Origin of the sequence: Hyphomicrobium sulfonivorans, from assembly GCF_013306565.1 — a bacterium.
In the GTDB taxonomy this organism is placed as follows: domain Bacteria; phylum Pseudomonadota; class Alphaproteobacteria; order Rhizobiales; family Hyphomicrobiaceae; genus Hyphomicrobium_A; species Hyphomicrobium_A sulfonivorans.
The window spans coordinates 319,257-341,951 of the sequence record NZ_PZPO01000004.1 but is presented as its reverse complement, the minus strand read 5'-3'; the positions used below and the strand labels follow the sequence as shown (position 1 = coordinate 341,951).

Sequence of the window (22,695 nt, the reverse complement as noted above, 5' to 3'; positions counted from 1 at the left end):
CCACCCGCCGTCGCGGAGCACATCGAGGTCCAAAACGGCCGCGAAAAATCGCGGATCAGGGCCAAGGGGGAGCGATGGGCGGGAAGTCCGATACGTCGTGATCATTCCGAGCTAGCGCGCCACGCCCGCGCTTGCAAGCGAGCGGGCCCCTATCCTGACATCAAGGTCGCGTGTGAATCAGGTCCGTTCGTTATTTGTTCCGAGAAATGCGGGGATTGCGTCTATCCTGCTCTCGCGTTGTCCGGCGCAATGGCCTAGCCCTTTGGTCAGGGCCGAATTTCCGCCATGCTGGGGTGAAACGAAGCCGATGGGATGGGCGAGCTGGCAACGGTGCCGCTTTCGCTCGAATTGCAGCGCTGCCATCAGCCAACACTCGGTCACGATGACGATTTTCGAAAGGTACGTCTTTCGGCAGGCCGGTTCCGCGCTGCTCATCATTCTGCTGTCGCTGTCCAGCATTGTATGGGTTGCACTGGCGCTGCGGCAGCTCAGTGTCGTGACCAGCCAGGGTCAGGACGTGCTTACGCTCGTCAAGATGACCACGCTGGCGCTGCCCAACCTGATGGCCGTCATCGCGCCGTTCTCACTGCTCATTGCCTCGATTCACACGCTCAATCGTCTCAATGGCGATTCGGAGCTGATCGTGCTGACGGCATCGGGGGCCACGATCTGGCGCGCGGGGCGGCCGCTGCTGCTGCTGGCGCTGCTGGTCGGCATCGGCGTTTCGGTCGTCAATCACTTTGGCATGCCGTGGAGCCTGCGGCTGCTGCGCGATTACGTTGTCGAAGTGCGGGCCAACATCCTTACGCAGGTGATCCAGCCCGGCGCCTTCACCAGCCCGGAACAGGGGCTCACCTTTCATATCCGCGAGCGCACGCCCGATGGCGAACTGCAGGGCCTGATCGTGCACGACACGCGCGATCCCGCGCTGCATCAGTCGTATCTGGCCGAGCAGGGCGTCATTGTTGAGCGCAAGCCATCGAACTACCTGTTCATGAACAAGGGGCACATCATCCGTCGGACCGACAAGGATGAACCCGCGCAGGTGATCGTGTTCGACAAATACGCCGTCGATCTCGATCAGTTCGAAAAGAAATTCAATGACGACGGCGATCTGAAGCCGCGCGAACGCTATCTGATAGAGCTGCTGAACCCCAAACCGGACAGCGCCGCCTATTTGAAATCTCCCGGCCAGTTCCGTGCCGAGTTGCATGAGCGGTTTTCAAATCCGTTCTACCCGATCGCGTTTGTGTTCATCGCTCTCGCCGCAGTCGGCCAGGCACACTCGACACGCCAGAACCGTACCCAGCAGGTTGCCATCGCCTTTGTGGTTGCGGCGGCGCTGCGGTTAGGCGGGCTCGCGGTCAACAACGTGGTGGTGATTACGGCGGCGGCGATCCCGCTGATGTATAGCCTGCCTGCCATCGGCATTGCCGGCTCCCTCTTTATCATGGAGCGCAATCGCCGCCGGCTGTCCGCCTCCCGCTTCCCCGGCATCCTGCTGGACCCGCTAGCCGATGGCTTTGCCTGGCTGACCGGAAACATCCGGCGGCTTGCCGGGCGTGCGCGGCCGCTGCCTGATGGTGGCGCATGATCGGCGTATTCCGAACCCGCACCCTTGGACGCTATATCGCCGGCAAGTTCCTGATGGGCATTCTGGCGACGATGCTGCTGTGCTCGATCCTGATCTATCTCATCGATTTCGTTGAGCTTTTACGCCAGTCTGGCAAGGGCGGCGACGTCCCTCTCTATATGCTGGTGGGCATCGCGCTGCTGCGCCTGCCCGCCTACGTCGAGATCCTCATTCCGTTCGCGGTCCTGGTCGGCGCCATTATGGCGCTGCTCAACCTCAGCCGTTCGAGCGAACTGACCGTCATGCGGGCCGGCGGCATGTCCGTCTGGCAGTTTCTGCGGCCGGGCATTCTCGTCGCCTTCATCGTCGGCGCGCTCACTGTCACGGTGTTCAATCCCCTCGCCGCGGCTGGCCGTGATCTGTCGGAGGATCTGTTCGCCGAAGTCTTCGGACGCGAAACGAATCTTCTCCGCTCCCGGTCGGGCTCCTCGTGGCTGCGCCAGAACGGCGCCGATGGGCAATCGGTGATGAGCGCCGCCATTGCCAAGAACCGCGGCCTGTCCCTGCTCGGGGTGTCGGTGTTCGTGTTCGACGGCGATGGACGCTTCGTCGAACGAGTCGACGGCAAGAGCGCCGACCTGCACGAGGGCTACTGGGAGGTGAAGGAAGCGTGGGTGGTTCGCCTTGGACGCGAGCCGGAAAAATTCGATATCTACCTTGTGTCCACATACCTTACACCGGAGCGTGTGAGTGACGCGCTGGGCACGCTGTTGTCGGTGTCGTTCTGGGAATTGCCGGCGCTGATCGAAGTGGCTGAAAAAGCGAAGCTTTCTGCAAGCCGGCTTGAGGTCCAGTACGAGGCGCTCCTGTCAAGGCCATTCTTATGCGCGGCAATGGTCCTTTTAGCGGCCACTGTGTCGTTGCGGTCATTCCGCGGTGGTGGCATCCAGACTATGGTCATCACAGGACTGGTGGGGGGGTTCGGCTTCTTTCTTCTGATGGAAGTCTCCCGACAAATCGGTGTTGCTGGCTTGGCGCCCCCTTGGGCCGCCATCTGGTTGCCCGTGGTCCTAGTGATGATTGTCTCGGCTTCAGTACTGCTGCACCAGGAGGATGGCTGAGTGATGCGTGATACGCGGGCACCGCATGAGGGTTGCGGATCGTCACGCGTCACCTGCGGGCAACGTAAGGTTGCCGGCGGGGTGCGTCTGGCTGTGCTCGCTGTGTTGCTTGCTCCGCTGTTCGTTGCCCCTGACGCGTTACTTTCCCGAGCCTACGCCCAAGATCCGTCTACGTTGGCGCCCGATGTCCAGAAACAGAGCTCGTTCCCGAAACAGAGCCTGGTCGGGCCGTCGCGCAATCTCGACAAGTCGCAGCCGCTCTATCTACAGGGCGACGAACTGATCTATGACAACGGCGGCAACCGCGTGATCGCGCGCGGCAACGTCGAAATCTATTACAACAACTACGTCCTCACCGCTGACCAGGTGATCTACGATCAGTCGGCCAACACGCTGACCGCCATGGGCAACGTGATCCTGAAGGAGCCCAACGGCAACGTCGTGCGCTCCGACCGTCTGACCCTGACCGATGATTTCCGCGACGGATTCGTTTCGCAGCTCTCCATCGTGGCTGCCGACGACACCCGCATCGCCGCCGAGCGCGCCACCCGCAAGGGCGGCAACACCACCGTATTCACCAATGGCCGCTTCACGCCCTGTAAATCAGAAGGCGGGATGCCGCCGCTGTGGTGTCTGAGCGCCGCTACCGTCACCCACGATCAGGCCGCAGCCACCATCAGCTATCAGGATGCGCGCTTCGAGCTGTTCGGCGTGCCGATCCTCTACATGCCCTACTTCGAGCACGCTGATCCGTCGGTGAAGCGCAAGTCCGGCTTCCTGATGCCGCAGCCGGGTAGCTCGACTACGCTCGGCTACACGACGACGATCCCTTACTATTTCGCGCTGGCGCCGAATTACGACTTCACCTTCTACCCGATGTATTCCAGCCGTCAGGGCGTGCTCTGGCAGGGTGAATGGCGCCACCGCACTGAAAACGGCAAGTACTTCATCCGTGGCGCCGGCATCGATCAGGACTGGGCCGATCTGCCGTCCGCCATCGTCGATCGCGAGCAGTACAACGGCTGGCGCGGCAGCCTCGAAACGCGTGGTCTGTTCTCGCTGTCGAGCTGGTGGAAATTCGGCTGGGATGTCACCGTCGAAAGCGACGACGAATTCCGCCGCTTCTACAAGCTTGACAACATGCTGCTGACGGATCGCGTCAACAGTGTCTTCCTGCAAGGCATTGGCGACCGCAACTACTTCAGCATCGCTGCCTATCAGTTCAACAGCCTGCAGTATTCGTCGACGCCGCAAACCGGTGCGCAGTCGTTCGCCTACCCGATCCTCGACTATAACTACGTGTTCGCCGACCCGGTTCTCGGTGGCGAGCTGACGTGGAACACCAACGCGCTGGCGTTCTCCAGCGACCAGACCAATGCCGTATTCCCCAACATCTACGGCAACGAGCAGATGAACCGCGTGGTCACCGAGGTGAACTGGCGGCGCCGGATGACGGACGCAATCGGCATCACCTACACGCCGTTCGCGCACCTGCGCGGCGATCTCTATCAGCTCAGCAATTACGTCGATCCGCAGGCACCCAACGGCGTGAATGACACATCGGTGGCCCGTGGCCTTGCCGCCGGCGGCGTTACCGTCGCCTACCCGTGGGTTGCGAATTCAGGTCGTGGTTCGCACGTCATCGAGCCGATCGGTCAGATCATCGCCCGTCAGGCGTACATCGAGCAGGACAACCTGCCGAACGAAGACGCCATGAGCCTCGTCTTCGACGACACCAATCTGTTCGAGCTGTCGAAGTTCTCCGGCTACGACCGCATCGAGACCGGCACGCGCGCCAACGTTGGCGTCCAGTATACCTTCCAGGCCAACGAGGGCGGCTATGCACGTATCCTCGCAGGTCAGAGCTATCAGCTTGCCGGCTTCAATCCCTACGCTAAGCCGGGCGTTGACGCTTCGGGCGATCCGACCTTCACGCCGTACAGCGGCCTGGAAACGGCGCGGTCCGATTATGTTCTCGGTGCCTACGTTGCGCCGTGGTCGTTCCTGCAGCTTATCTCGCAGTCGCGGTTCGATCAGGATGGTTTCGCGCTGGCAAGCCAGAACGCCGGTGCGCAGGTTTCGCTCGGTCCGCTCGTCGCCAACGCCATCTATTCCTACCTGAACACCGATCCGACCAACGGCATCGTCGCATCGCAGGAAGACGTCTACGCCAGCCTCAACCTGCGCCTCACCGATCGGTGGAGCGTTGCTGCCGCGATGCGCTATGACATCGACGCCGACCAGCTTGCCTCAGATATGTTCCAGGTGCAGTACGCGGACGAATGCTTCGTGCTGACCGCTACTTACACCGACAACTACTATCACAACCCCAATCTGGTCGACGGCCAGACGCTCATGCTGCGGTTTGAGCTCAAGCATCTGGGCGAGTTCGGATATTCAACCGATGCACTCAGCGGCAATTACGGCAAGCAGCAGTAACGCCGGCCGAGAGCGAGTTGCATCGGCGGTGTATGTCGGTGTGGTTGAGGAACCCGCCCCGCCCGCCGCAGCTGCTACGGATCGCCAACGGTCTGAAATTGGCGCTAAACCCGCTTTCAGCGGTTAGCCCGAAGCGATCGGGATTTGCGGAGTAGTCGGCGCAGAGACGCCGAGTGCAAACTTCTCCAGATCTCCTGTCATGTAGCCGTTTGCCTTTGCGCGGCTACTCCGGGCTGCTGCTGCAATACGGGTAACTGGCTTTACCACAGATCTCTAGTGCGATGGCTATCCGATCGGCCGTGCGATCCGGCGTCCCGCAGGAACTATAACCCCTGCCGCGCTGAAGCATTCCCTGCCCCGCCGAGCGCTGCGCGCCCAGCGCCGCTTGGCGGCTGCAAGAGTCGGTTGCGGCCGACTACGATGCTCACGCCGATTTAGTGGCCAATCCTGCCACCGCTATGCAGCAGCTCCGGGCGCGGAAGGCGCATCTGGTAGGCGGGATGGCCGCACTGGGCTGGCGCCATCAGTCCAACCCTTCCCTGCTCAGGCAATCGTAACAGACGCTGTGCTAGAGAATCTTCCGACGAAGTGGGCACCGGTTCGTCGCAAGAAAATGCGACCAATCAAATACTAAGCCTTTCCGCGTTCCGTTGCATCACGGCCGGGCTTTCGATGTTCCGTTTGTCGGCGCTCTCGTCGGGAAACCGGCGGCCACGTCCGGAAGCGCTCCAGACCGGGTGGTCCCGATCGGAACGCAGACGGGTTTCGATGTCGCCAATGTCATGCCAGCAGGTTTTCGAAAGATGCCGTTACTACGCTACCTGGTTTCGTTGCGCTTCGTGTTGCTGGTCGCAGCCATCGGCACAGCGGTCGGCGCCATCATCATGTTTCTGCAGGCCAGCCTGCAGATGCTCGGCGCTGCGATAGATCTGCTGAAGGGCGAAGAACCGAAGATCGTCACCGCGATGGTGATGGGAGCGACCGACACCTACCTGTTCGGCATCGTGCTGGTCATCTTCTCGTACGCCATTGCCTTCGGATTCGTGTTCTACTCCGGTGCCGATCGGCTGAAGCTGCCGGCCTGGATGCGCCCTACCGGTATGGACGAACTGAAGATGACACTCATCAGCGTCATCATCGTCTATCTGGTGGTCGATTTCGCGACTGACTGGGCCGAGAAGGGCAGCATGGGCTGGGAGACGCTGGTCAAGCCAATATCGATTCTGCTGCTGGCGGCTTCGCTACGGCTGTTTACCGGCCACGGGGCATCAACGGCCGACGATCGAACAACCGGAGATGCCGCAGCCGGCAAGCGAGACGGCACTTAAATCACCGGCGCGCCGCACATCAGGCGCGCCGCAGAAAAGCGCGCTCATACACCATCGCCAGCCGCGCAAAGTCCTTCACCGAAAGGTCTTCAGCCCGCAGGTTGCCGGCAATACCGGCCGCTTCCAGCAATGCTTCCGGTTCGGCCTGAAGTTGCTTCAGGCTGGCGCGCAGCATCTTGCGGCGCTGGCCGAACGCGGCCGCCGTCACCTGCGCCAGAACCTTCGGATTGCATGGCGGCGAAGGGTCGGTGTGCGGAATGAGATCGACGACCGCCGAGGCCACCTTGGGCGGCGGCGTGAAGGCTTCCGGTGGCAGGTTGAGCACGATGCGCGCCGATGCGCGCCACTGCGCCAACACTGAAACGCGGCCATAAGCCTTGCAGCCTGGCTGCGCAACGATGCGCTCTGCCACCTCTTTCTGGAACATCAGCACCATGCGGCTGTACCACGGCGGCCATGGCTCGGCGGAAAGCCAGCCGGTCAGCAGTAGCGTCGCAACGCCATAGGGCAGATTGGCGACGATGATGGCCCGGCCCGTTTGCGTGCCCAGCAGCGATGGCCAGTCCGCTTCCAGCGCATCGCCGAAATGTATCTTGAGGCGCTCGGGATAGCGTGCCGCGATCATGTCCAGCGCACCGCGCGTGCGCTCATCGCGCTCGACTGCGATGACGCGTTCGGCGCCTTCCATGAACAGCGCACGCGTCAGCCCGCCCGGTCCCGGCCCCACCTCGACAACCGTCCGGCCTTCCAGCGGCCCGGCCGCGCGGGCGATGCGTCGCGTGAGGTTGAGATCGAGGATGAAGTTCTGGCCCAGGCTTTTCTTCGCCCGCAGCTCGAACGTCTTGATGATGTCGCGCAGCGGCGGCAGTCCGTCGGACGCCGTCTGTGCACCGTTGCCCGGCGTATCTGTGTTGCGCGGATCGGTTGTCATGCGCGTTGTCGCCCGGCGTTTGTCGAGAAGGTTATGCGGATGGAGCGGAGATGATTGCTCATTGCGGTGCGGTGGCCGCCCGCTCCGCCGCGATGGTCGAGGCCATGCGCATCGCTTCGATCAGGCTCGTCGCCGAGGCGCGTCCCGCCGCTGCGATGTCGAACGCCGTGCCGTGATCGGGCGACGTACGCACAAACGGCAATCCCAAGGTGACGTTGACGCCCTCATCGAAGCCGATGGTCTTGAGCGGGATCAGCGCCTGATCGTGATACATCGCGATCACCGCATCATAGCTGCGCCGGGCGGCGGCATGGAAAAGCGTGTCGGCCGAATGCGGACCTGTCACCAGCAGCCCTTCGGCGCGCAGATCGGCGATAGCGGGACCGATGATGTCGATCTCCTCGCGCCCCATCGTGCCCTCCTCGCCCGCATGGGGGTTCAGCCCCGCGATAGCGATGCGCGGCGTGGCGATGCCGAAATCGCGCTTCAATGCGTTGTAGGTGATGCGCACGGTTTCAAAAATCAGCGGCCGGGTGATCATCTTCGGCACTTCGGACAATGCGCAATGAACGGTGAGCGGCACCACGCGAAGCTGCTTCGATGCCAGCATCATCACCGGCCGGAAATGCCGGCCCTTGTAGCGTTCGGCCAGCGCGGCCAGAAACTCCGTGTGGCCCGGAAACGGAAAGTCCGCGCTTTTCACCACGTGCTTGGCGATCGGGTTAGTAACGACGGCGGTCGCTTCGCCCCGCAGCACAGCATCGGTCGCAGCGCTGATGGCGCCGATGATTGCGGCAGCGTTGGCGCCATCGGGGACGCCAGGCTGGGCGCGTACCGGCAGCGGTCGATGCACCACCGGCAGCGCCTTGGCAAATACACTTGCCGCGTCCTGCAGGGAGGCAATCGCCTGCACCGGCACGTTCAGCCCCAGATGACGCGCGCGCTCGGTGAACGTTTCGGCATCGCCAAACACTGCAAACGGCGCCAGCCCGCATTCGCTGCGATCGGCCCAGGCGCGCAGTGTGATCTCAGGTCCGATGCCCGCGGGATCGCCCATCGACACAGCAAGCGGCCGTCTGGATTTGCCCTCGGGTCGCGTCTGCTCGTGTCCGATACTGCCAGTCGCCGTTGCCATCAGCGGAACTCGATGTGAGCGTCGGTGCGCAGATCCTTGAGATGCTTGCGCGAGAGAATTTCAAATTCCTTCTGGCGCAGCTCGTTCTGCGCCGTCTCGCGCTTGGTCTCGGACGCTTTGATAACCTTGCGCCCGCACACGGCCCAAAGCTCAACACCGCCCTCGCCGATGGTCGCGGGCAGCAGCTCACCCTCATGGGCATTCAGCAGCAGGCTGCGTGTCGGCTCCGGCAGACTGCTCGGGCGGCGATCGCCCAAACTGTCGAAGCGTGTGCCGGGGATGCCGCGGGCCATGGTTTCCATGCTCTTGCAATCGGTGAAGCGCGCGCGAAGACTCTCCGCTTCGCCCAGCCGCTGAGCAAGCCGTTTCTGGTCGTTGGCCGGCACGGTCAGCAGAATGCGGTGGATGCGCAGCTCAACATCGTCCTGGCCTTCGGCCGTCGCCACCATCCGGTCGACTTCGCGACTGGTGACGGTGATCTGATGGCCGAACTTGCGACGGATCACATCCGACCATGACAGCGAAGCGCGAATACGCTCACGCATCACCGAAATGTTGGAGCCCATCTTGGCTACGTGATCGCCGAACTGGTCGATGGTCATCTTGTTGCGCTCGGCCATGCCGGCAAGGATGCGATTGACATCGTCATCCGTTGTGACGATTGCCAGCTTCTTGGCTTCCTGCAGCTTCAGGCGCTCCTCGATGAGTTCGTCGATGGCGGCCTGTCGGGCCGACGGCCGGTACTCACGCTCGACCTGGCGCTTGAGGCTTTCAACGAACTCACCCTGGAGCTGGCGCACACGGGCCTGCTGTTCTTCCTCGCTCTTGGGCGGATTGGCCTGTAGCCGTTTGATGGCGAAGGCCTTGAACTGCTCGTTCATCGACGATGACTTGAGCTTCGCCTGCAGCTTCTTCTGGACCTCAGGCGCGCCCAGCATGGCCAGTGCCACGCGCTGCTCAACCTCATAGCCGGTGATCGGTTCATCGTTGACGAGCGCAACGATCGACTGCACCGGGCGATCATCGCCCTTCGCCATCGCAACGGGAGCGATCAGCATGGCTGACGCCGTCAGCGCCAGAGCCAGCCAGGAAAGCGTGACACGCGCGGTCGATTTGCGCGCGGCTTGCCCATCCATGGAATGTTGCTGCTGGAGGCTGTGGATCTTGGGCATACGTCTCGTGTTCCAGTTTGCAGGGTCAGGTGATGTCCGCCGGATGCGAAAGCCGCATTGGATTTTGGCCGCCCCGTGATCGCAGCCATCCCGGCGGAGCTTCAAAGCCCCAGCATCGTTCTGAGCATAAATTCGAGGCTTAAGGCGGTAACACACCCATTATATTGATACAAACATTGGCGTTGCCGTGGCGGGCCCGCGCCCCACCCGCGATCCGCATTTTGCCAACGAGCGATTACTTGGCGCCTGACCAATACCGCCCTCGATCCGCCGCCGTTAATCAATGGCGCGGGCAGTCATTTTCCACCGGCTTGCCGGCAAAGCGGCGATCCATCCATTGCACGGCCGCATAGGCGGTTTTTTCGGCGATGAAGCTGTGGCTCACGCCCTTCAATATCTTGCTCGTCACCGGCGTGCCCCGGGCGCACAGCGCTTTGGCGTAGCGCGTGGTCAGACCCCAGTTCACGGTTCGGTCGCCCGTGCCCTGCGAGATGAACACCGGCACCTTGATGGCCCCGTGGCCCGGCGAATTGCTCTCCATCAGCGCGCGCCATTCCGGCACCTCCACCGGATCGACCTTGAGAAACTTCTGCTTCAGCGGCTGGGCCAGCTTCAACGTCTGCAGCATCTGCGAAATCGACTGGATACAGTTCTCAGCCACCTGCTCGAAGCGCTCGCGCACACCCCGCATCAGCAGCTGGTCCAGCGGTATGTTGTAGGTGCGCGACCACGACAGCAACGCCATGGCGATCAGGCTGTCACCGGTGATGGTGTCTTTCTGGGAGCGAAACAGATCGACGAGATAGGTTGCGGGCGCGGCAGCGGCGATGCCAACGAGTTGCAGCTCCGGCGCGTAGCTGGGCGCCAGCTCGCCGCTGAACAGCGCCGCGTGGCCACCTTGCGAATGGCCCCAGACGGCAAAGCGGCGGGTTGCGCGGGCGCCAGCAAGGTGACGGGCGGCACGCACCGAATCCAGCACCGCCTGCGCTTCGCTGTTGCCGACCAGATAGGCATGCACTCCGGCAACGCCCAGCCCCTCATAGTCGGTCGCAACGACCACATAGCCGCGGTCCAGCATCGATTCCAGACCCGGGATGGTGCCCGAAAGGTTCGGCAGCAGCGTCGGCGCGCAGCGGGATGAAACGCCGGTTGTGTAATGCGCCCAGGCGATAACATCCCGCCCCCCGGCCGGTGCCGATGCGTTGGGATAAATCACCGTACCTGAAACCGCGATCGGCTCGCCCGCAGCTCCGGTCGAGCGATAGATGATGCGAAATGCCTTGGCATTTTCGGGGGCACCGCCGATCTGCGGATAGATGTGAAACACATCGCCCGGCTTGGCGCGTTTCAACTCTGCATCGGAAATCTTGCGCAGGTGAGGCCCTGCGGCCAGCGCCGACTGCTGCGGCAACACCTGCAGCGCCAGCAATGTCAGCATGGCGGCCGCAGCGCCCTTGCGGATCAAAGTGCGAAGCGATGACAGCATGGGCATCATGTGGCTATCCGCAGGCTGATGGTCCGGCTGGCTAGTACGCTGGCAACGCTCGCACCGACGATCTGTCCTGTCAGCCCGTCGACACTGGCACAGGCATGCTGAATGCTTTTCATGCCGGTGATGCGCACTGCAAACGGTGGCGACAACACGGCGTCACCCCTATTCTGCCCCCGGTTGCGGCGTGACGCCCCAGCGCTTGCTTAATGCCCGGCGCGCAAGATTTACAGCTCGCGCTGCAAATCCCGCACGAACGCTGTCAAACCATTCAGCCGCTCGCGCCGCAGCCGCTCGGCGGTCAGGATGGCGCTGAGCCCTTCCATCGACTTCTGCAAATCGGAGTTGACGATTACATAGTCATATTCAGGCCAGTGGCTGATCTCGGCCGCGGCCGCATCCATCCGCTTACGCACGACCTCTTCCGGGTCCTGCGCCCGCGCACGCAAGCGCTGCTCCAGCGACTTCGCCGATGGCGGCAGAATGAACACGCGCACCACGTCGTGCTTCATCTTTTCGGACAGCTGCTGCGCACCCTGCCAGTCGATGTCGAACAGTACGTCACGGCCGCCGCTGATCGCCGCTTCAACCGGCGCATGGGGCGTGCCGTAGAAATTGCCGAACACGTTCGCCCATTCCAGCAGTTCGTTGCCGTCCGCCATCGCCTTGAAGCGGTCTTCGTCCAGGAAGATGTAATCCTTGCCGTCGACTTCGCCGGGACGCGGTCGCCGCGTCGTCACCGAAACCGACATCGAGATGGCGGTGTCCGTAGCCATCAGGTGGCGCGCCAGCGTCGTCTTGCCTGCGCCCGAGGGCGAGGAGAGCACGAGCAGAAGCCCGCGGCGATCGATGGTTGAGGTGTCCGACATATCCAAGCTTTCAGTGCACAGAGCAACGGGCTGCAGCCCGCCGCCCGAGTGTTATTCGATGTTTTGCACCTGTTCGCGCAGTTGGTCGATAACCGACTTCAGCGCCAACCCGGCCCTTGTGATTTCAACATCATTGGCCTTGGAGCACAGCGTGTTGGCTTCGCGGTTGAATTCCTGCGTCAGGAAATCGAGCTTGCGGCCAACCGGAGCATTCTCCGCCAGCAGTTCGCGCGCCGCGCTGATATGCGAGGTCAGGCGTTCCAGCTCTTCCTCGACATCGGCCTTCGCCGCCAGCAAAACAGCTTCCTGATGCAGCCGCTGTGGATCAAACCCGGTGCCAGCTTCCATGATGCGGGCGATCTGCTCCTTGAGCCGCGCTGCAATGGCCTCCGGTGTACGGGCCGGTGAAGCACGCACAATGGCAACCAGACGTTCGATTTCATCGATCTGGCCGCTGAGCGCGTTTGCCAGCCGCCCGCCTTCCGCGGCACGCGCACCGACGAGCGCGCCAAGCGCCTGATCGAGTGTCGCCAGCATGGCCTCGCCGCGGGCCGCGGTTTCAGCCTCGTTTTCCTCTGGCTCGACCACATCAAGCACGCCGCGAATACCTATCAGCGCATCGACGCGCGGTGGGGCAGCGTCCGTCAGCTCGCGGATGCGCTCGGCGGCCTTCATCACCTGCGCCAGCGCCCGTTCATTAAGGTGCAGTTCGTGCGTTTCGCCGGTGCTTGTCGTGGCCAGATTGACCGTAACGCTGCCGCGGCTGAGGTGACGCCCGATCGCCTCGCGGGCTTTCGGCTCCAACTGTTCCAGACCGGAAGGCAACCGCAGCCGCACATCCAGGCCACGGCCGTTCACGGTCCGCAATTCCCAATGCCATGCGAAGCCTGCGACGTTGCCCTCGGCACGCGCAAAGCCGGTCATGCTCTTGATTGCCATTGCGGCTCCGTTCGTGTGTGCGGGCGCGGGTATGCGGCCCATGCAGAAAGGCTGTCGGCCCGGACCGGCGGGTTCCGGAATGGAAAGCCGCTAAACTCTAATGCGCTTCGAGAAAAACCAGAACCGCTTATCCGACATGACGCGTCGGGAGGCAAATGGGGTGCATTAGCCTTGGCTTATGCCGCCGCTGTCCCGCCGGACAAGGGCGAACGGCATCGCTCGCAGATTAGACGGGTTCGCCGCGCTCGGGCTCTTTGACCAGCTGACCCAGCGGCCAGCTTAATTCCGAGACCTGGCCTCGCCCGCATCCACGCAGGCGGCAACCATCATTTGAAGGCGCTGATCGTGCCGGCAAGCCTACTGCGTAGGTTTTCTGATCGGCAAAGGTACCGACGCCGCCGTCGTGCTCGCGGCAGCAGGCGCCGTGGCGGCCGCCCCTTCCGTCTTCGGCGCTTCCGGCGCGTTGAGCAGCCGCAGGCTGTCAGTGCTGTTGGTGGAAGGCACCGGGATGGCATTGTTGGCAGCCGGCGCTTCCGGCTCATCAGCATCGTCGTCTGTAGCCGCAGCCGCATCCTGCTTGCGATCGCGCTCAACCTTGCGCCAGACCTTCACCGCCGCGTTATGGTCTTTCAGCGTCTCGGAGAAGGTATGGCCGCCAGTGCCATCGGCCACGAAGTAAAGGTCGGTGGTCGCAGGCGGGTTGAGCGTTGCCTCAATGGAATCGCGCCCGGGGTTGCATATCGGCGTCGGAGGCAGGCCGCTGATCTGATACGTGTTGTAGTCGTTCTTCTGGTCGAGATCCGCCCGCGTGATCGAACGGCCCAGGCTGCCCTGTCCGCCCACGACGCCGTAAATCACCGTCGGGTCCGATTGCAGCCGCATATTCTTGCGCATGCGGTTTGTGAATACCGCCGCCACACGGCCACGCTCGTCTGCGCGCCCGGTTTCCTTCTCGACGATCGATGCAAACACCAGCGCCTCCTCCGGCGTGGTGACCGGAAGATTCGGCTGCCGCTTTTCCCATTGGGTCGCCAGGAACCGCTGCATTTCCTTCTGCATGCGGTCGAGCAATTCACGCCGGTCCATGCCGCGCGAATAGCGGTAGGTGTCCGGCATCAGCGAACCTTCGGGCGGGATTTCTTCGATGTCGCCCACCAGATCCGGCTCATCGCGCAGGCGCTGCACAATCTGCAGGCTGGTCAAACCTTCCGGGATCGTGACCTTCGACAGCACACCCCGGCCGAGAGCCAGAGTTTCCAGAATTTGCGCCATGCTGGCGCCGGGCTGGATCTCGTAATCGCCGGCCTTCAGCTCCATCGGCTTGGGCGATACCGCATTGCGCAGCAGATAGTTGATCATGAACGACCAACGGTGAGCGATGGCGCCCTCACGCTCAAGCCGGTTGGCGATATCGATACGGCCCTCGCCACGCGGCACGGTGATGACACGCGCTTCCTTCAACGGGCCTGGTGATTCAAACTGATGGTAGAGCAGAGCGAGCAGCCCACCGGCGGCCACCATCGCCACCAGCATCAGCGTGAAAAGGCCGCTCAGGATGCGCATGGTGGTGGAGCCGCGCTTGGGCGCGTGCGGAGCTGTTGCGCCCCGGGGTGGCCCAGGCGGACGCGACGGTTCCAGAATCTCGGACGGCGACCGTGGACGGATCGCACCCCGGCGGAAGGTCGGGTCCGGTCTGTTTGGCGGATAGGTGCTCACCGGTTCGCTCCCAACGGCCCGCGCATCAGCGGATGCCGCAGTAGTTCAGTTCGCCATGACCCTAAAGGGGAATATGGCAAAAGCGCGAGGGGAAAACGCCCTCCCTGATCGGCGGCCACCGGTCCGTGGCCATCCTACCTCAGGCGTGAACTATTACGCTTGGGATTTGCGGTGTACGCATGACGCCCGCAAGGCGAAAACCGGCAGTGGGGCCAGCTTGGCCCCACTCTATTCGGTTTGCGTTGCCTACTCGACGCGCCGCAAAATCAGAGATGCATTCGTGCCGCCGAACCCGAACGAGTTGGAAAGCACGGTGTTGACCTGACGATCTTTGGCCTTATGCGGCACCAGATCAATCGCCGTCTCGACCGATGGATTGTCGAGATTAAGCGTCGGCGGGATGATGTTGTCGCGGATGGCCAGCGTCGAGAAAATCGCTTCGATGGCGCCCGCCGCACCCAGCAGATGGCCGGTCGCCGACTTGGTCGACGACATCGCCAGCTTACCCGCTGCATTGCCGAACAGACGCTCAACAGCGCCCAGCTCGATCTCGTCACCCATCGGAGTCGACGTGCCGTGCGCGTTGACATAATCGATGTCGCTGACATCGATGTTCGCACGCTTCAGCGCCGCCCGCATGCAACGATAGGCACCATCGCCGCTCTCAGCCGGAGCAGTGATGTGATAGGCGTCGCCCGACATGCCATAGCCGATGACTTCGGCGTAGATCTTCGCGCCGCGAGCCTTGGCGTGCTCAAGTTCCTCAAGCACCACAATGCCAGCGCCCTCACCCATCACGAAGCCATCGCGGTCCTTGTCGTAGGGGCGCGATGCCGCCGTCGGGTTGTCATTGAACCCGGTTGAAAGCGCGCGGCACGCAGCGAAGCCCGCCATCGCGATACGGCAGATTGGCGATTCTGTGCCGCCCGCCACCATGATGTCGGCATCGCCCATCGCCACGATGCGGCTTGCATCGCCAATGGCGTGCGAACCGGTCGAGCAGGCGGTCACCACAGCGTGGTTCGGGCCCTTCAGCTTATGGCGAATGGAAACATAGCCGGAAGCAAGATTGATAAGGCGCCCGGGAATGAAGAAGGGCGAAATGCGGCGCGGCCCCTTTTCCTTCAGCAGGATCGACGTATCGGCAATGCCTGAAAGGCCGCCGATGCCCGACCCGATCAGAACGCCTGCGCGCTCCTGCTTGTCCTCGGTGTCAGCCACATAGCCTGAATCCTGGATAGCCTGTTCGGCAGCAGCCATCGCATAGACGATGAAATCATCGACCTTGCGCTGCTCCTTCGGCTCCATCCAGTCATCTGGATTGAATTTGCCGTCTTCTTTTGCGCCGCGGGGAATGAAGCATGCGATCTGGCACGCCAGATCATCAGTCTCGAATTCCTCGATACGACGGGCGCCGCTGGCGCCAGCAAGAAGAGCTTGCCACGATGCTTCAACCCCGCATCCAACGGGAGAAACAATTCCTAGTCCTGTAATAACGACGCGACGCATCCTGATCCTTCGAAGCGGAAGTAAATGGCCGGCGCCTCAACTCAAGGGTCCGGTCACATCCCCGAAGCCAAGCCTCGAGGTGCTTGGTACGCTCGCGCAAACACCGAGTGTGCTGGTCCCGTGCCGTCCGTGAAGACAGCACGGGAGCCAGCAATATCACGCGGCTGAGGCGTTCTTCTCAAGAAACTTGACCGCGTCTCCCACGGTCAGGATGTGCTCGGCGGCATCGTCGGGGATTTCGCAGCCGAACTCCTCCTCGAAAGCCATCACAAGCTCAACCGTATCTAGACTGTCGGCGCCGAGATCATCGATGAAGCTGGCGTTCTCGGTGACCTTCTCGGCCTCCACACCCAGGTGCTCCACGACAATCTTCTTCACGCGCTCCGCGACATCGCTCATCGTCTTCCCTCGCGTCGGTTGCTCTTGGCAGTTCTTAAATTCAGTTTTCTAGACTTTGCCCGTATTCCGGCTTCGGGCCCCATAGTCTCTATAGAGGCGCCAGCTGCCGGCGGGTATCGAAACGACGCGGCTATCCCACATGATCGCACTGCGTGCGCCGGTCGAACTTCGGCCCCCTCGTTTACCCGTATAGGCAGTGAAGAGGCCGAAAAACCGTTGGGCTCGTTAACACACTTCCCTGGCCTTGGCCAGCGGTGCGAGGGGCGGTTCGACGCTTGACGTTGCGACCAAAATTCGCCCGATGCACCCCGTGTTAAAGCCCACGCCGCAGCGTTTACCATGGGTTAGACCATCGCCATCCCACCATTAACGTGCAACGTCTGCCCGGTGATGTACCCGGCCTCGTTGCTGGCGAGATAGACGACGCCTGCCGCAATTTCCTCCGGCGCGCCGAAACGCTGCTGGGGGATCATTTTCGCAATTTCCTCGGTCTGCTTATCGTTCAGCGCCGCTGTCATGGGCGTTGAGATAAAACCGGGAGCGATGCAATTGGCTGTGATACCGCGCGGTGCAACCTCGCGGGCCAGCGATTTCGTCATGCCGATCATGCCGGCTTTCGAAGCCGCATAATTGCCCTGTCCGGGGTTGCCGAACACGCCTGAAACCGATGCGATGTTGATGATGCGGCCAAAGTTCGGTTTGGCGCGCAGCATCGCGCGGGCAGCGGCGCGGCACAGCATGAATGTGGACGTCAGATTGACGTTGATAACTTCGTCCCACTGCTCATCCTTCATCACCATGAAGAGATTGTCGCGCGTGAGACCAGCGTTGTTGACGAGAATGTCGAGGCGACCCAGCGCGCCGACAGCCTGCTCGATCAGCTTGGCTACCTGCTCGCGATTGCCGAGGTCGCACGGCAGCACGTGCACGCGCTCGCCCAGCTCGGCTGCCAGAGCTTCAAGCTTGTCGGCCTGACGGCCCGAGATGGCAACGGTAGCGCCCTGCGCATGCAGCGCCTTGGCGGTTGCACCGCCGATGCCGCCGGTGGCGCCGGTGACAAGCGCGGTCTTGCCGGTAAGATCGAACATCGTGGGCTCCTTCAGGCGTTGAGACGTGCAAGTGCGGCATCGATGTCGGCAGGCGTGCTGACATTGCTCGCGTTGAGCGCGGCGTCGATGCGCTTGGCAAGCCCAGCGAGCACTTTGCCAGCACCAATTTCGTAGATGTCGGTGATGCCGTTGGCGGCCATGTAGCCGACGCATTCGCGCCAGCGCACGGTGCCGGTGACCTGCTCGACAAGGCGCTTCTTGATTTCTTCCGGATCGGTGATCGGAGCGGCCAGCACGTTGGCCACTACAGGCACAACCGGCGCCTTCACATCAACCTTCGCCAGCGCTTCCGCCATCGCATCGGCGGCCGGCTGCATCAGTGCGCAATGGAACGGTGCGGATACCGGCAGCGGCACCGCACGACGTACGCCATGCGCCTTGCCGATTTCCGGCACGCGATCGATCGCCGTCTTGGCGCCCGAAAGCACCACCTGCGTCGGCTCGTTGTCGTTTGCGATCTGACAGACTTCGCCCTGCGCTGCCTCTTCGGCAACCTTCTGTGCAACGTCGATGCCAACGCCGAGCAGTGCCGACATGGCGCCCTGCCCCACCGGAACGGCGGCCTGCATTGCCTGACCGCGCAGCTTCAGCAAACGCGCAGCATCGGAAAGCGAGAATGCACCCGCAGCGGCGAGCGCTGAATATTCGCCCAGCGAATGACCGGCGACGAACTTCACGTGATCTGCAAGCTTGAACCCGTGCTCGCGCTCCAGCACGCGCATCACGGCCATCGATACGGCCATCAGCGCCGGCTGCGCGTTCTCGGTCAGCGTCAGCGTTTCCTTGGGGCCTTCCCACATGATCTGCGAGAGGTTCTGTCCGAGAGCCGAGTCAACTTCCTCGAAAACCTCACGGGCGCAGGCAAACTGTTCCGCCAGTTCGCGGCCCATGCCAACATCCTGGCTGCCCTGGCCGGGAAAAACAAATGCGATAGCCATATCGGTAAAAGCGCTCATTTGTAGAGTTCGCAGCGCAAGAACACGCTAGAAAGCTTGCTGTCAAGCGAACCGGTGGCGCGTCCTGGGGAAGGATCGTTGCCTGCCCCCGTGATTACATTGCCCGACCCACGTTGCAAGTTCAGGCTTGCTAAGGCTCCGGCGGCAATCGGAATTGGGCGCCCGTCAGTGAGGATCAATGTTCATTGCCCATCTGCCTGCGGGCTACCTGCTGTCGGATCGGCTGAGCCAGAACCGGTCGAACCGCCGCAGCCTGATGGCCGTAGGTCTATTTGCTTCCGGGCTGCCGGATTTCGATCTGCTCTGGTTTTATTTCGTTGACGGCAGAAACACGCCGCATCACGCTTTTGTCTTTCACTGGCCGTTGTTCTGGATCGGCCTTGCTGCAACCGCTTGGATATTGGCCCGACTGCTGCATTGGCGGTCGGCTGAGCCATACATATTCGTGGCCCTGGCGTGCCTGCTGCTTCACATGGTTCTGGACAGCGTGGCCGCCGAGATCCATTGGCTCAAGCCCTTTTCAGATTTTCAGCTCAATCTGGTCAAGGTGCCCGCCGGCTATAGCTGGTGGGTGTGGAATTTCATCCTGCACTGGACGTTCATCGTGGAATTGGCAATCACCTTCGCGGCGGCCTGGATGCTGTGGCGAAACCTCACCCGACAAGACATCGCCGCCGCGGCGCCTGCGCGCTGAAGGGCCCTTCCCACCAACCTATCCGCGACGTTTGGCCCTGCGCCGCGGCCCCTGCCCTTCCGTTGCCTCAGCGGTGCCAGCGGCGGTGCGCGCCTTGGCTGCGTTCTTGGGAGACGGCTTTGATTGCGCGGCTGCCTTACCGGGGCGATCGCCTCCGTCTTTCGCCGGATCGGCCTTCGTATCCGCCTTGCGACCATCGCTTCCCGATACGCCCGCCCAGAAAGCGGCGTTTTGAGCCAGCAGCACCCGAGTCGGCGTCCACGCCAGCAGTGCGCCGACATAATCGAGTTGTCGATCCAATAGCGATTGTTCCAGCCCGGCCGCGTCGTTGCCCGTCCGCGCAACCGGTTGCCGACGTACAGGCTCGCTGATGTTCAGCGCCTTCGTCTGACTTTGGGCCTTACCCGCGCCAGCGCTTGCCGTAGCGCGAACTTGCGCCTTCTCTGATGGTGCTGCTGGGCCGGGCTTCAGCCCCTTTGCCGGCGTGGCCGATTGCCGTTGCTTGAGCTTAGAACGCGGCGGCATGCTTGTCTCCCTGTCCGGAAGGGCGACTCAAGCATCGCGGCCGCTGGGTTCAAGGCCCAAGCCGCTCACGGGTAAACAATGTCTTGCGCACTTGCCCAAGTCGCGGCCCCTTCCAAATCGCGACGTCGATCAGGGCAAGTGTGCTCCGTCGGCCTCGGCATCGGATCAGCTAACAGCCAAAACGCGCTGATCCCACTCGACCATGGAACGCCTGCGCGCCCTTTCCGTTGAAGGTTCGCAACCTCAGGTGACGGAATGGCAAACGAGCGAAAGCGGGATGCCCTGGAGACAATTGGCAGGCATCTCCGGATGGAACTGGAGCGAAAGCCGCTCACCCCTAAACCGTCAATCGACCGCGCCTTGCGCCGCCTGCTTGAGAGAGACATGGATGATCGGTTGCGGCGGGCGCGGGTGCGGGACCGTGGCCGGCACGATGATCACTGATCGTAATATCCGGGCTTCACTTCACATCCGGCTCCAGCAATCGCTCCGCCGGCCCGATGACGGGAATTGCTCTCGCGAGGCACGCCTAGGTTGCGTTTTCGGCGTCCGCTAGGGCAAAATTGTTCATGGTGCAGCCTTGCCCCCGCGCGAATATCGGCTATAAAGCGCACCTTGCTCGCTTCGGCTGGAGGCTGAACGGGGAGCCGCGCTTCGGATTCACTTGATGTTTCATCGGTAGTCCTTGGCGGCAGGGTCGCAAGCGATCCGGTTCCCGGTGTCTTCGCTCTCATGGGTGACCTGTCTTGGGCCTTTCCAGGTCCATAAGGGGCTTTGCGCCGGAGCAGCACCATAGAAACGAAAGGCTGACAGCATGCCGCTTTATGAGCATGTCTTCCTGGCCCGCCAGGACGTCTCGAACGCACAGGTCGAGGCGATGACGAAGGAATTCACCGATCTGATCGAACAGGGTGGCGGTAAGGTCACCAAGTCCGAGTACTGGGGCGTGAAGTCGCTCGCCTACAAGATCAAAAAGAACCGCAAGGCTCATTTCTCGCTGCTGAACATTGAGGCTCCGTCTGATGCGGTGGCCGAGATGGAGCGCCGCATGGGCCTGTCGACGGAAATCCTGCGCTTCCTGACCATCAAGGTCGAAGAGCACGAGACCGACCCGTCCGTCATGATGCGCAAGGGCGACCGTGACGACCGCGATCGCGGCAGCTTCGGCGGCCGTGGCGGCGGTGGTGGCTTCCGCGGCGGTGACCGTGGTGGCGAACGCCGTGGTGGCGGCGGTGGTGGTTTCCGCGGCGGTGATCGCGGTGGCGACCGTGAAGGCGGCTCGTCTTTCCGTCCCCGTCCCCCGCGCGATGGCGATCGCCCCCGTGCACCCCGTGACGACGCTGCTGCTACCGGTTCGGAGGAATAATCATGGCTGAGGCTGCATCTTCTGGCGCCCCGCGCCGCCCGTTCCATCGCCGCCGCAAGACCTGCCCCTTCTCCGGGCAGCACGCGCCGAAGATTGACTACAAGGACGTGCGCCTGCTGGGTCGTTACGTCTCCGAGCGCGGCAAGATCGTGCCGAGCCGCATCACGGCCGTGTCGGCCAAGAAGCAGCGTGAGCTGGCCCGCGCCATCAAGCGCGCGCGCTTCCTCGGCCTGCTGCCGTACGTGCTGAAGTAATCAAGATTTCCGGTGCCGGCTTCGGTCGGCACCGGATTTTCACGACCACGACGACACGAAATCATTGAAGTGCCTTGCCACGGTGGCCGGCACGAGGTTGGGACGGGTGAGCCGCTTGCGGCACGTCTCTAACCGCGAATCCGCGGGACAGCTGCTTTGCTTCACTATCGCCTGCTCATAGCGCTGGGTGCCGGCCTCGTAGCCGCAGTTGTGTTCGCTTCGGCGACCGCTGGCCCGTTGCTGATCCGCATGGTTCTGTTCATGCTCACCGCGCTGCCGCTGTTCCTGGCGGGGCTCGGGCTTGGACCGACTGCTGCGCTGGTCGCAGGCATATCCGGTACCGCATTGGTGTTTTTAGCGGGCAGCCCGGTCGGCGCGCTCATCTTCGCCATTGGGCAGGCCGTGCCCGTATTCATCCTCGTTTATCTGGCCAGCCTCAATCGCACCGATTCGCAGGGTGCCGTTGAATGGTATCCGGTCGGTCGTCTCGTCATCGCCGCTGCACTGCTGTCGGGCGCCTTCGCGGCGATCACGCTGATGCTGCTGGGTGGCGATGTGGAAGCGCTGCGCGGGGGCCTGCGCGAGATGCTGCAAAGCTTCCTCGACGCCGAACTGGCGAACATGCCGGACGCGCCGAAGCTCGGCCCCGAAGAACTCGACGAAGCGACGTCGCTGATCATGGCCCTGCTGCCAATGGCGTCGGGCATCACCACGATGGGCAGCCTGCTGTTCAACTTCTGGCTGGCCGGCCGCATCACGCTTGCTTCCGGTCGTCTGCATCGCCCATGGCCTGACCTCGGCGCTATGACGTTCCCGCCCTCGGCGCCGCTGCTGCTGGCCGGTGCTACGGCGGCATCGTTCCTGGGCGATCTGCCCGGCCTCATCGCCCGCAGCTTCTCCGGTCCGCTGTTCCTCGCCTACGTGCTGCTTGGCCTAGCCGTGATCCACTACGTCACGCGCGGCAAGCCGTGGCGCCCGTTCATTCTGTGGGCGCTCTACGCGCTCCTGTTTGTCATGAACTCGCTTTCCGCACTGGCCGTCGCACTCATCGGTCTCACCGAAACAATCTGGCCAATGCGGCAGAAGCCGCCCCCGTCCGACGACACGCGTCCGCCGGATTGAGACAGGCCAAACACACCGCAACTTGCACTCAACCCAACACATCGAAATC

The 22,695-nt window shown here is 62.5% G+C and carries 20 protein-coding genes; 8 read left to right on the top strand and 12 right to left on the bottom strand.

The genetic code is table 11. From position 1 onward, the window contains the following. Positions 1-382: 382 nt before the first annotated feature. From lptF to C6Y62_RS09875, 4 genes are all read left to right on the top strand, one after another. Positions 383-1,594, top strand: coding sequence for an LPS export ABC transporter permease LptF (gene lptF, locus C6Y62_RS09890; RefSeq protein WP_173953778.1), 1,212 nt, complete (start codon positions 383-385; stop codon positions 1,592-1,594). Further along, positions 1,591-2,694: an LPS export ABC transporter permease LptG gene (lptG, locus tag C6Y62_RS09885; RefSeq protein WP_068459278.1), complete on the top strand. Its 1,104-nt coding sequence runs from the start codon at positions 1,591-1,593 to the stop codon at positions 2,692-2,694. Before lptF ends, lptG begins: the two co-directional genes overlap by 4 nt. Before the next feature lie 3 nt (positions 2,695-2,697). Then, positions 2,698-5,133, top strand: coding sequence for an LPS-assembly protein LptD (locus C6Y62_RS09880; RefSeq protein WP_173953777.1), 2,436 nt, complete (start codon positions 2,698-2,700; stop codon positions 5,131-5,133). A gap of 803 nt (positions 5,134-5,936) precedes the next feature. After that, positions 5,937-6,461, top strand: coding sequence for a YqhA family protein (locus tag C6Y62_RS09875; RefSeq protein WP_173953776.1), 525 nt, complete (start codon positions 5,937-5,939; stop codon positions 6,459-6,461). Between the two features lie 19 nt (positions 6,462-6,480). Here the strand turns inward: C6Y62_RS09875 and rsmA are convergent, their stop codons facing one another. From rsmA to fabD, 11 genes are all read right to left on the bottom strand, one after another. Continuing rightward, complete coding sequence (gene rsmA / locus C6Y62_RS09870) at positions 6,481-7,392, bottom strand: 16S rRNA (adenine(1518)-N(6)/adenine(1519)-N(6))-dimethyltransferase RsmA (protein WP_068462308.1); 912 nt, start codon at positions 7,390-7,392, stop codon at positions 6,481-6,483. A gap of 58 nt (positions 7,393-7,450) precedes the next feature. Further along, positions 7,451-8,527, bottom strand: coding sequence for a 4-hydroxythreonine-4-phosphate dehydrogenase PdxA (gene pdxA, locus C6Y62_RS09865; RefSeq protein WP_173953775.1), 1,077 nt, complete (start codon positions 8,525-8,527; stop codon positions 7,451-7,453). Next, positions 8,527-9,663 (bottom strand): SurA N-terminal domain-containing protein, encoded by a 1,137-nt coding sequence (locus C6Y62_RS09860; protein WP_173953774.1) that lies wholly within the window; start codon positions 9,661-9,663, stop codon positions 8,527-8,529. Before C6Y62_RS09860 ends, pdxA begins: the two co-directional genes overlap by 1 nt. 316 nt (positions 9,664-9,979) lie before the next feature. Next, the gene (locus tag C6Y62_RS09855) at positions 9,980-11,194 is read right to left on the bottom strand and encodes an alpha/beta fold hydrolase (protein WP_173953773.1); all 1,215 of its coding nucleotides are present in this window, start codon (positions 11,192-11,194) and stop codon (positions 9,980-9,982) included. Between the two features lie 221 nt (positions 11,195-11,415). Continuing rightward, entirely contained in the window at positions 11,416-12,057 is a 642-nt protein-coding gene (gmk, locus tag C6Y62_RS09850; RefSeq protein WP_068462316.1) for a guanylate kinase, read from the bottom strand. A gap of 51 nt (positions 12,058-12,108) precedes the next feature. Further along, positions 12,109-12,996, bottom strand: a complete 888-nt coding sequence (locus C6Y62_RS09845; RefSeq protein WP_068462589.1) for a YicC/YloC family endoribonuclease — start codon at positions 12,994-12,996, stop codon at positions 12,109-12,111. Positions 12,997-13,353: 357 nt separating this feature from the next. After that, positions 13,354-14,559 (bottom strand): endolytic transglycosylase MltG, encoded by a 1,206-nt coding sequence (mltG, locus tag C6Y62_RS09840; RefSeq protein WP_246274555.1) that lies wholly within the window; start codon positions 14,557-14,559, stop codon positions 13,354-13,356. Positions 14,560-14,958: 399 nt separating this feature from the next. Next, positions 14,959-16,221, bottom strand: coding sequence for a beta-ketoacyl-ACP synthase II (gene fabF, locus C6Y62_RS09835; protein ID WP_173953771.1), 1,263 nt, complete (start codon positions 16,219-16,221; stop codon positions 14,959-14,961). Between the two features lie 156 nt (positions 16,222-16,377). Then, the gene (locus C6Y62_RS09830; RefSeq protein ID WP_068462321.1) at positions 16,378-16,620 is read right to left on the bottom strand and encodes an acyl carrier protein; all 243 of its coding nucleotides are present in this window, start codon (positions 16,618-16,620) and stop codon (positions 16,378-16,380) included. Positions 16,621-16,964: 344 nt separating this feature from the next. Continuing rightward, on the bottom strand, positions 16,965-17,708 hold the full coding sequence (gene fabG, locus C6Y62_RS09825; protein ID WP_068462323.1) for a 3-oxoacyl-[acyl-carrier-protein] reductase: 744 nt from the start codon (positions 17,706-17,708) through the stop codon (positions 16,965-16,967). 11 nt (positions 17,709-17,719) lie between these two features. Beyond that, the gene (gene fabD, locus C6Y62_RS09820; protein WP_173954009.1) at positions 17,720-18,667 is read right to left on the bottom strand and encodes an ACP S-malonyltransferase; all 948 of its coding nucleotides are present in this window, start codon (positions 18,665-18,667) and stop codon (positions 17,720-17,722) included. A gap of 196 nt (positions 18,668-18,863) precedes the next feature. On the opposite strand from fabD, the gene C6Y62_RS09815 reads away from it, so the two are divergent. After that, on the top strand, positions 18,864-19,379 hold the full coding sequence (locus C6Y62_RS09815; protein ID WP_173953770.1) for a metal-dependent hydrolase: 516 nt from the start codon (positions 18,864-18,866) through the stop codon (positions 19,377-19,379). Between the two features lie 18 nt (positions 19,380-19,397). On the opposite strand, the gene C6Y62_RS09810 is transcribed toward C6Y62_RS09815, so the two are convergent. Then, entirely contained in the window at positions 19,398-19,904 is a 507-nt protein-coding gene (locus tag C6Y62_RS09810) for a hypothetical protein (RefSeq protein ID WP_173953769.1), read from the bottom strand. Between the two features lie 814 nt (positions 19,905-20,718). On the opposite strand from C6Y62_RS09810, the gene rpsF reads away from it, so the two are divergent. The 3 genes from rpsF to C6Y62_RS09795 all read left to right on the top strand — a co-directional run bounded on the left by rpsF (position 20,719) and on the right by C6Y62_RS09795 (position 22,646). Next, positions 20,719-21,270 carry a 30S ribosomal protein S6 gene (rpsF, locus tag C6Y62_RS09805; protein WP_173953768.1) on the top strand — a complete coding sequence of 184 codons (552 nt, stop codon included), beginning with the start codon at positions 20,719-20,721 and terminating at the stop codon, positions 21,268-21,270. Positions 21,271-21,272: 2 nt separating this feature from the next. Beyond that, complete coding sequence (gene rpsR, locus C6Y62_RS09800; protein ID WP_068462330.1) at positions 21,273-21,524, top strand: 30S ribosomal protein S18; 252 nt, start codon at positions 21,273-21,275, stop codon at positions 21,522-21,524. Between the two features lie 156 nt (positions 21,525-21,680). Continuing rightward, a complete protein-coding gene (locus C6Y62_RS09795) occupies positions 21,681-22,646 on the top strand; it encodes a DUF2232 domain-containing protein (RefSeq protein WP_173953767.1) in 966 nt (321 codons plus the stop codon). Positions 22,647-22,695: the final 49 nt, after the last annotated feature.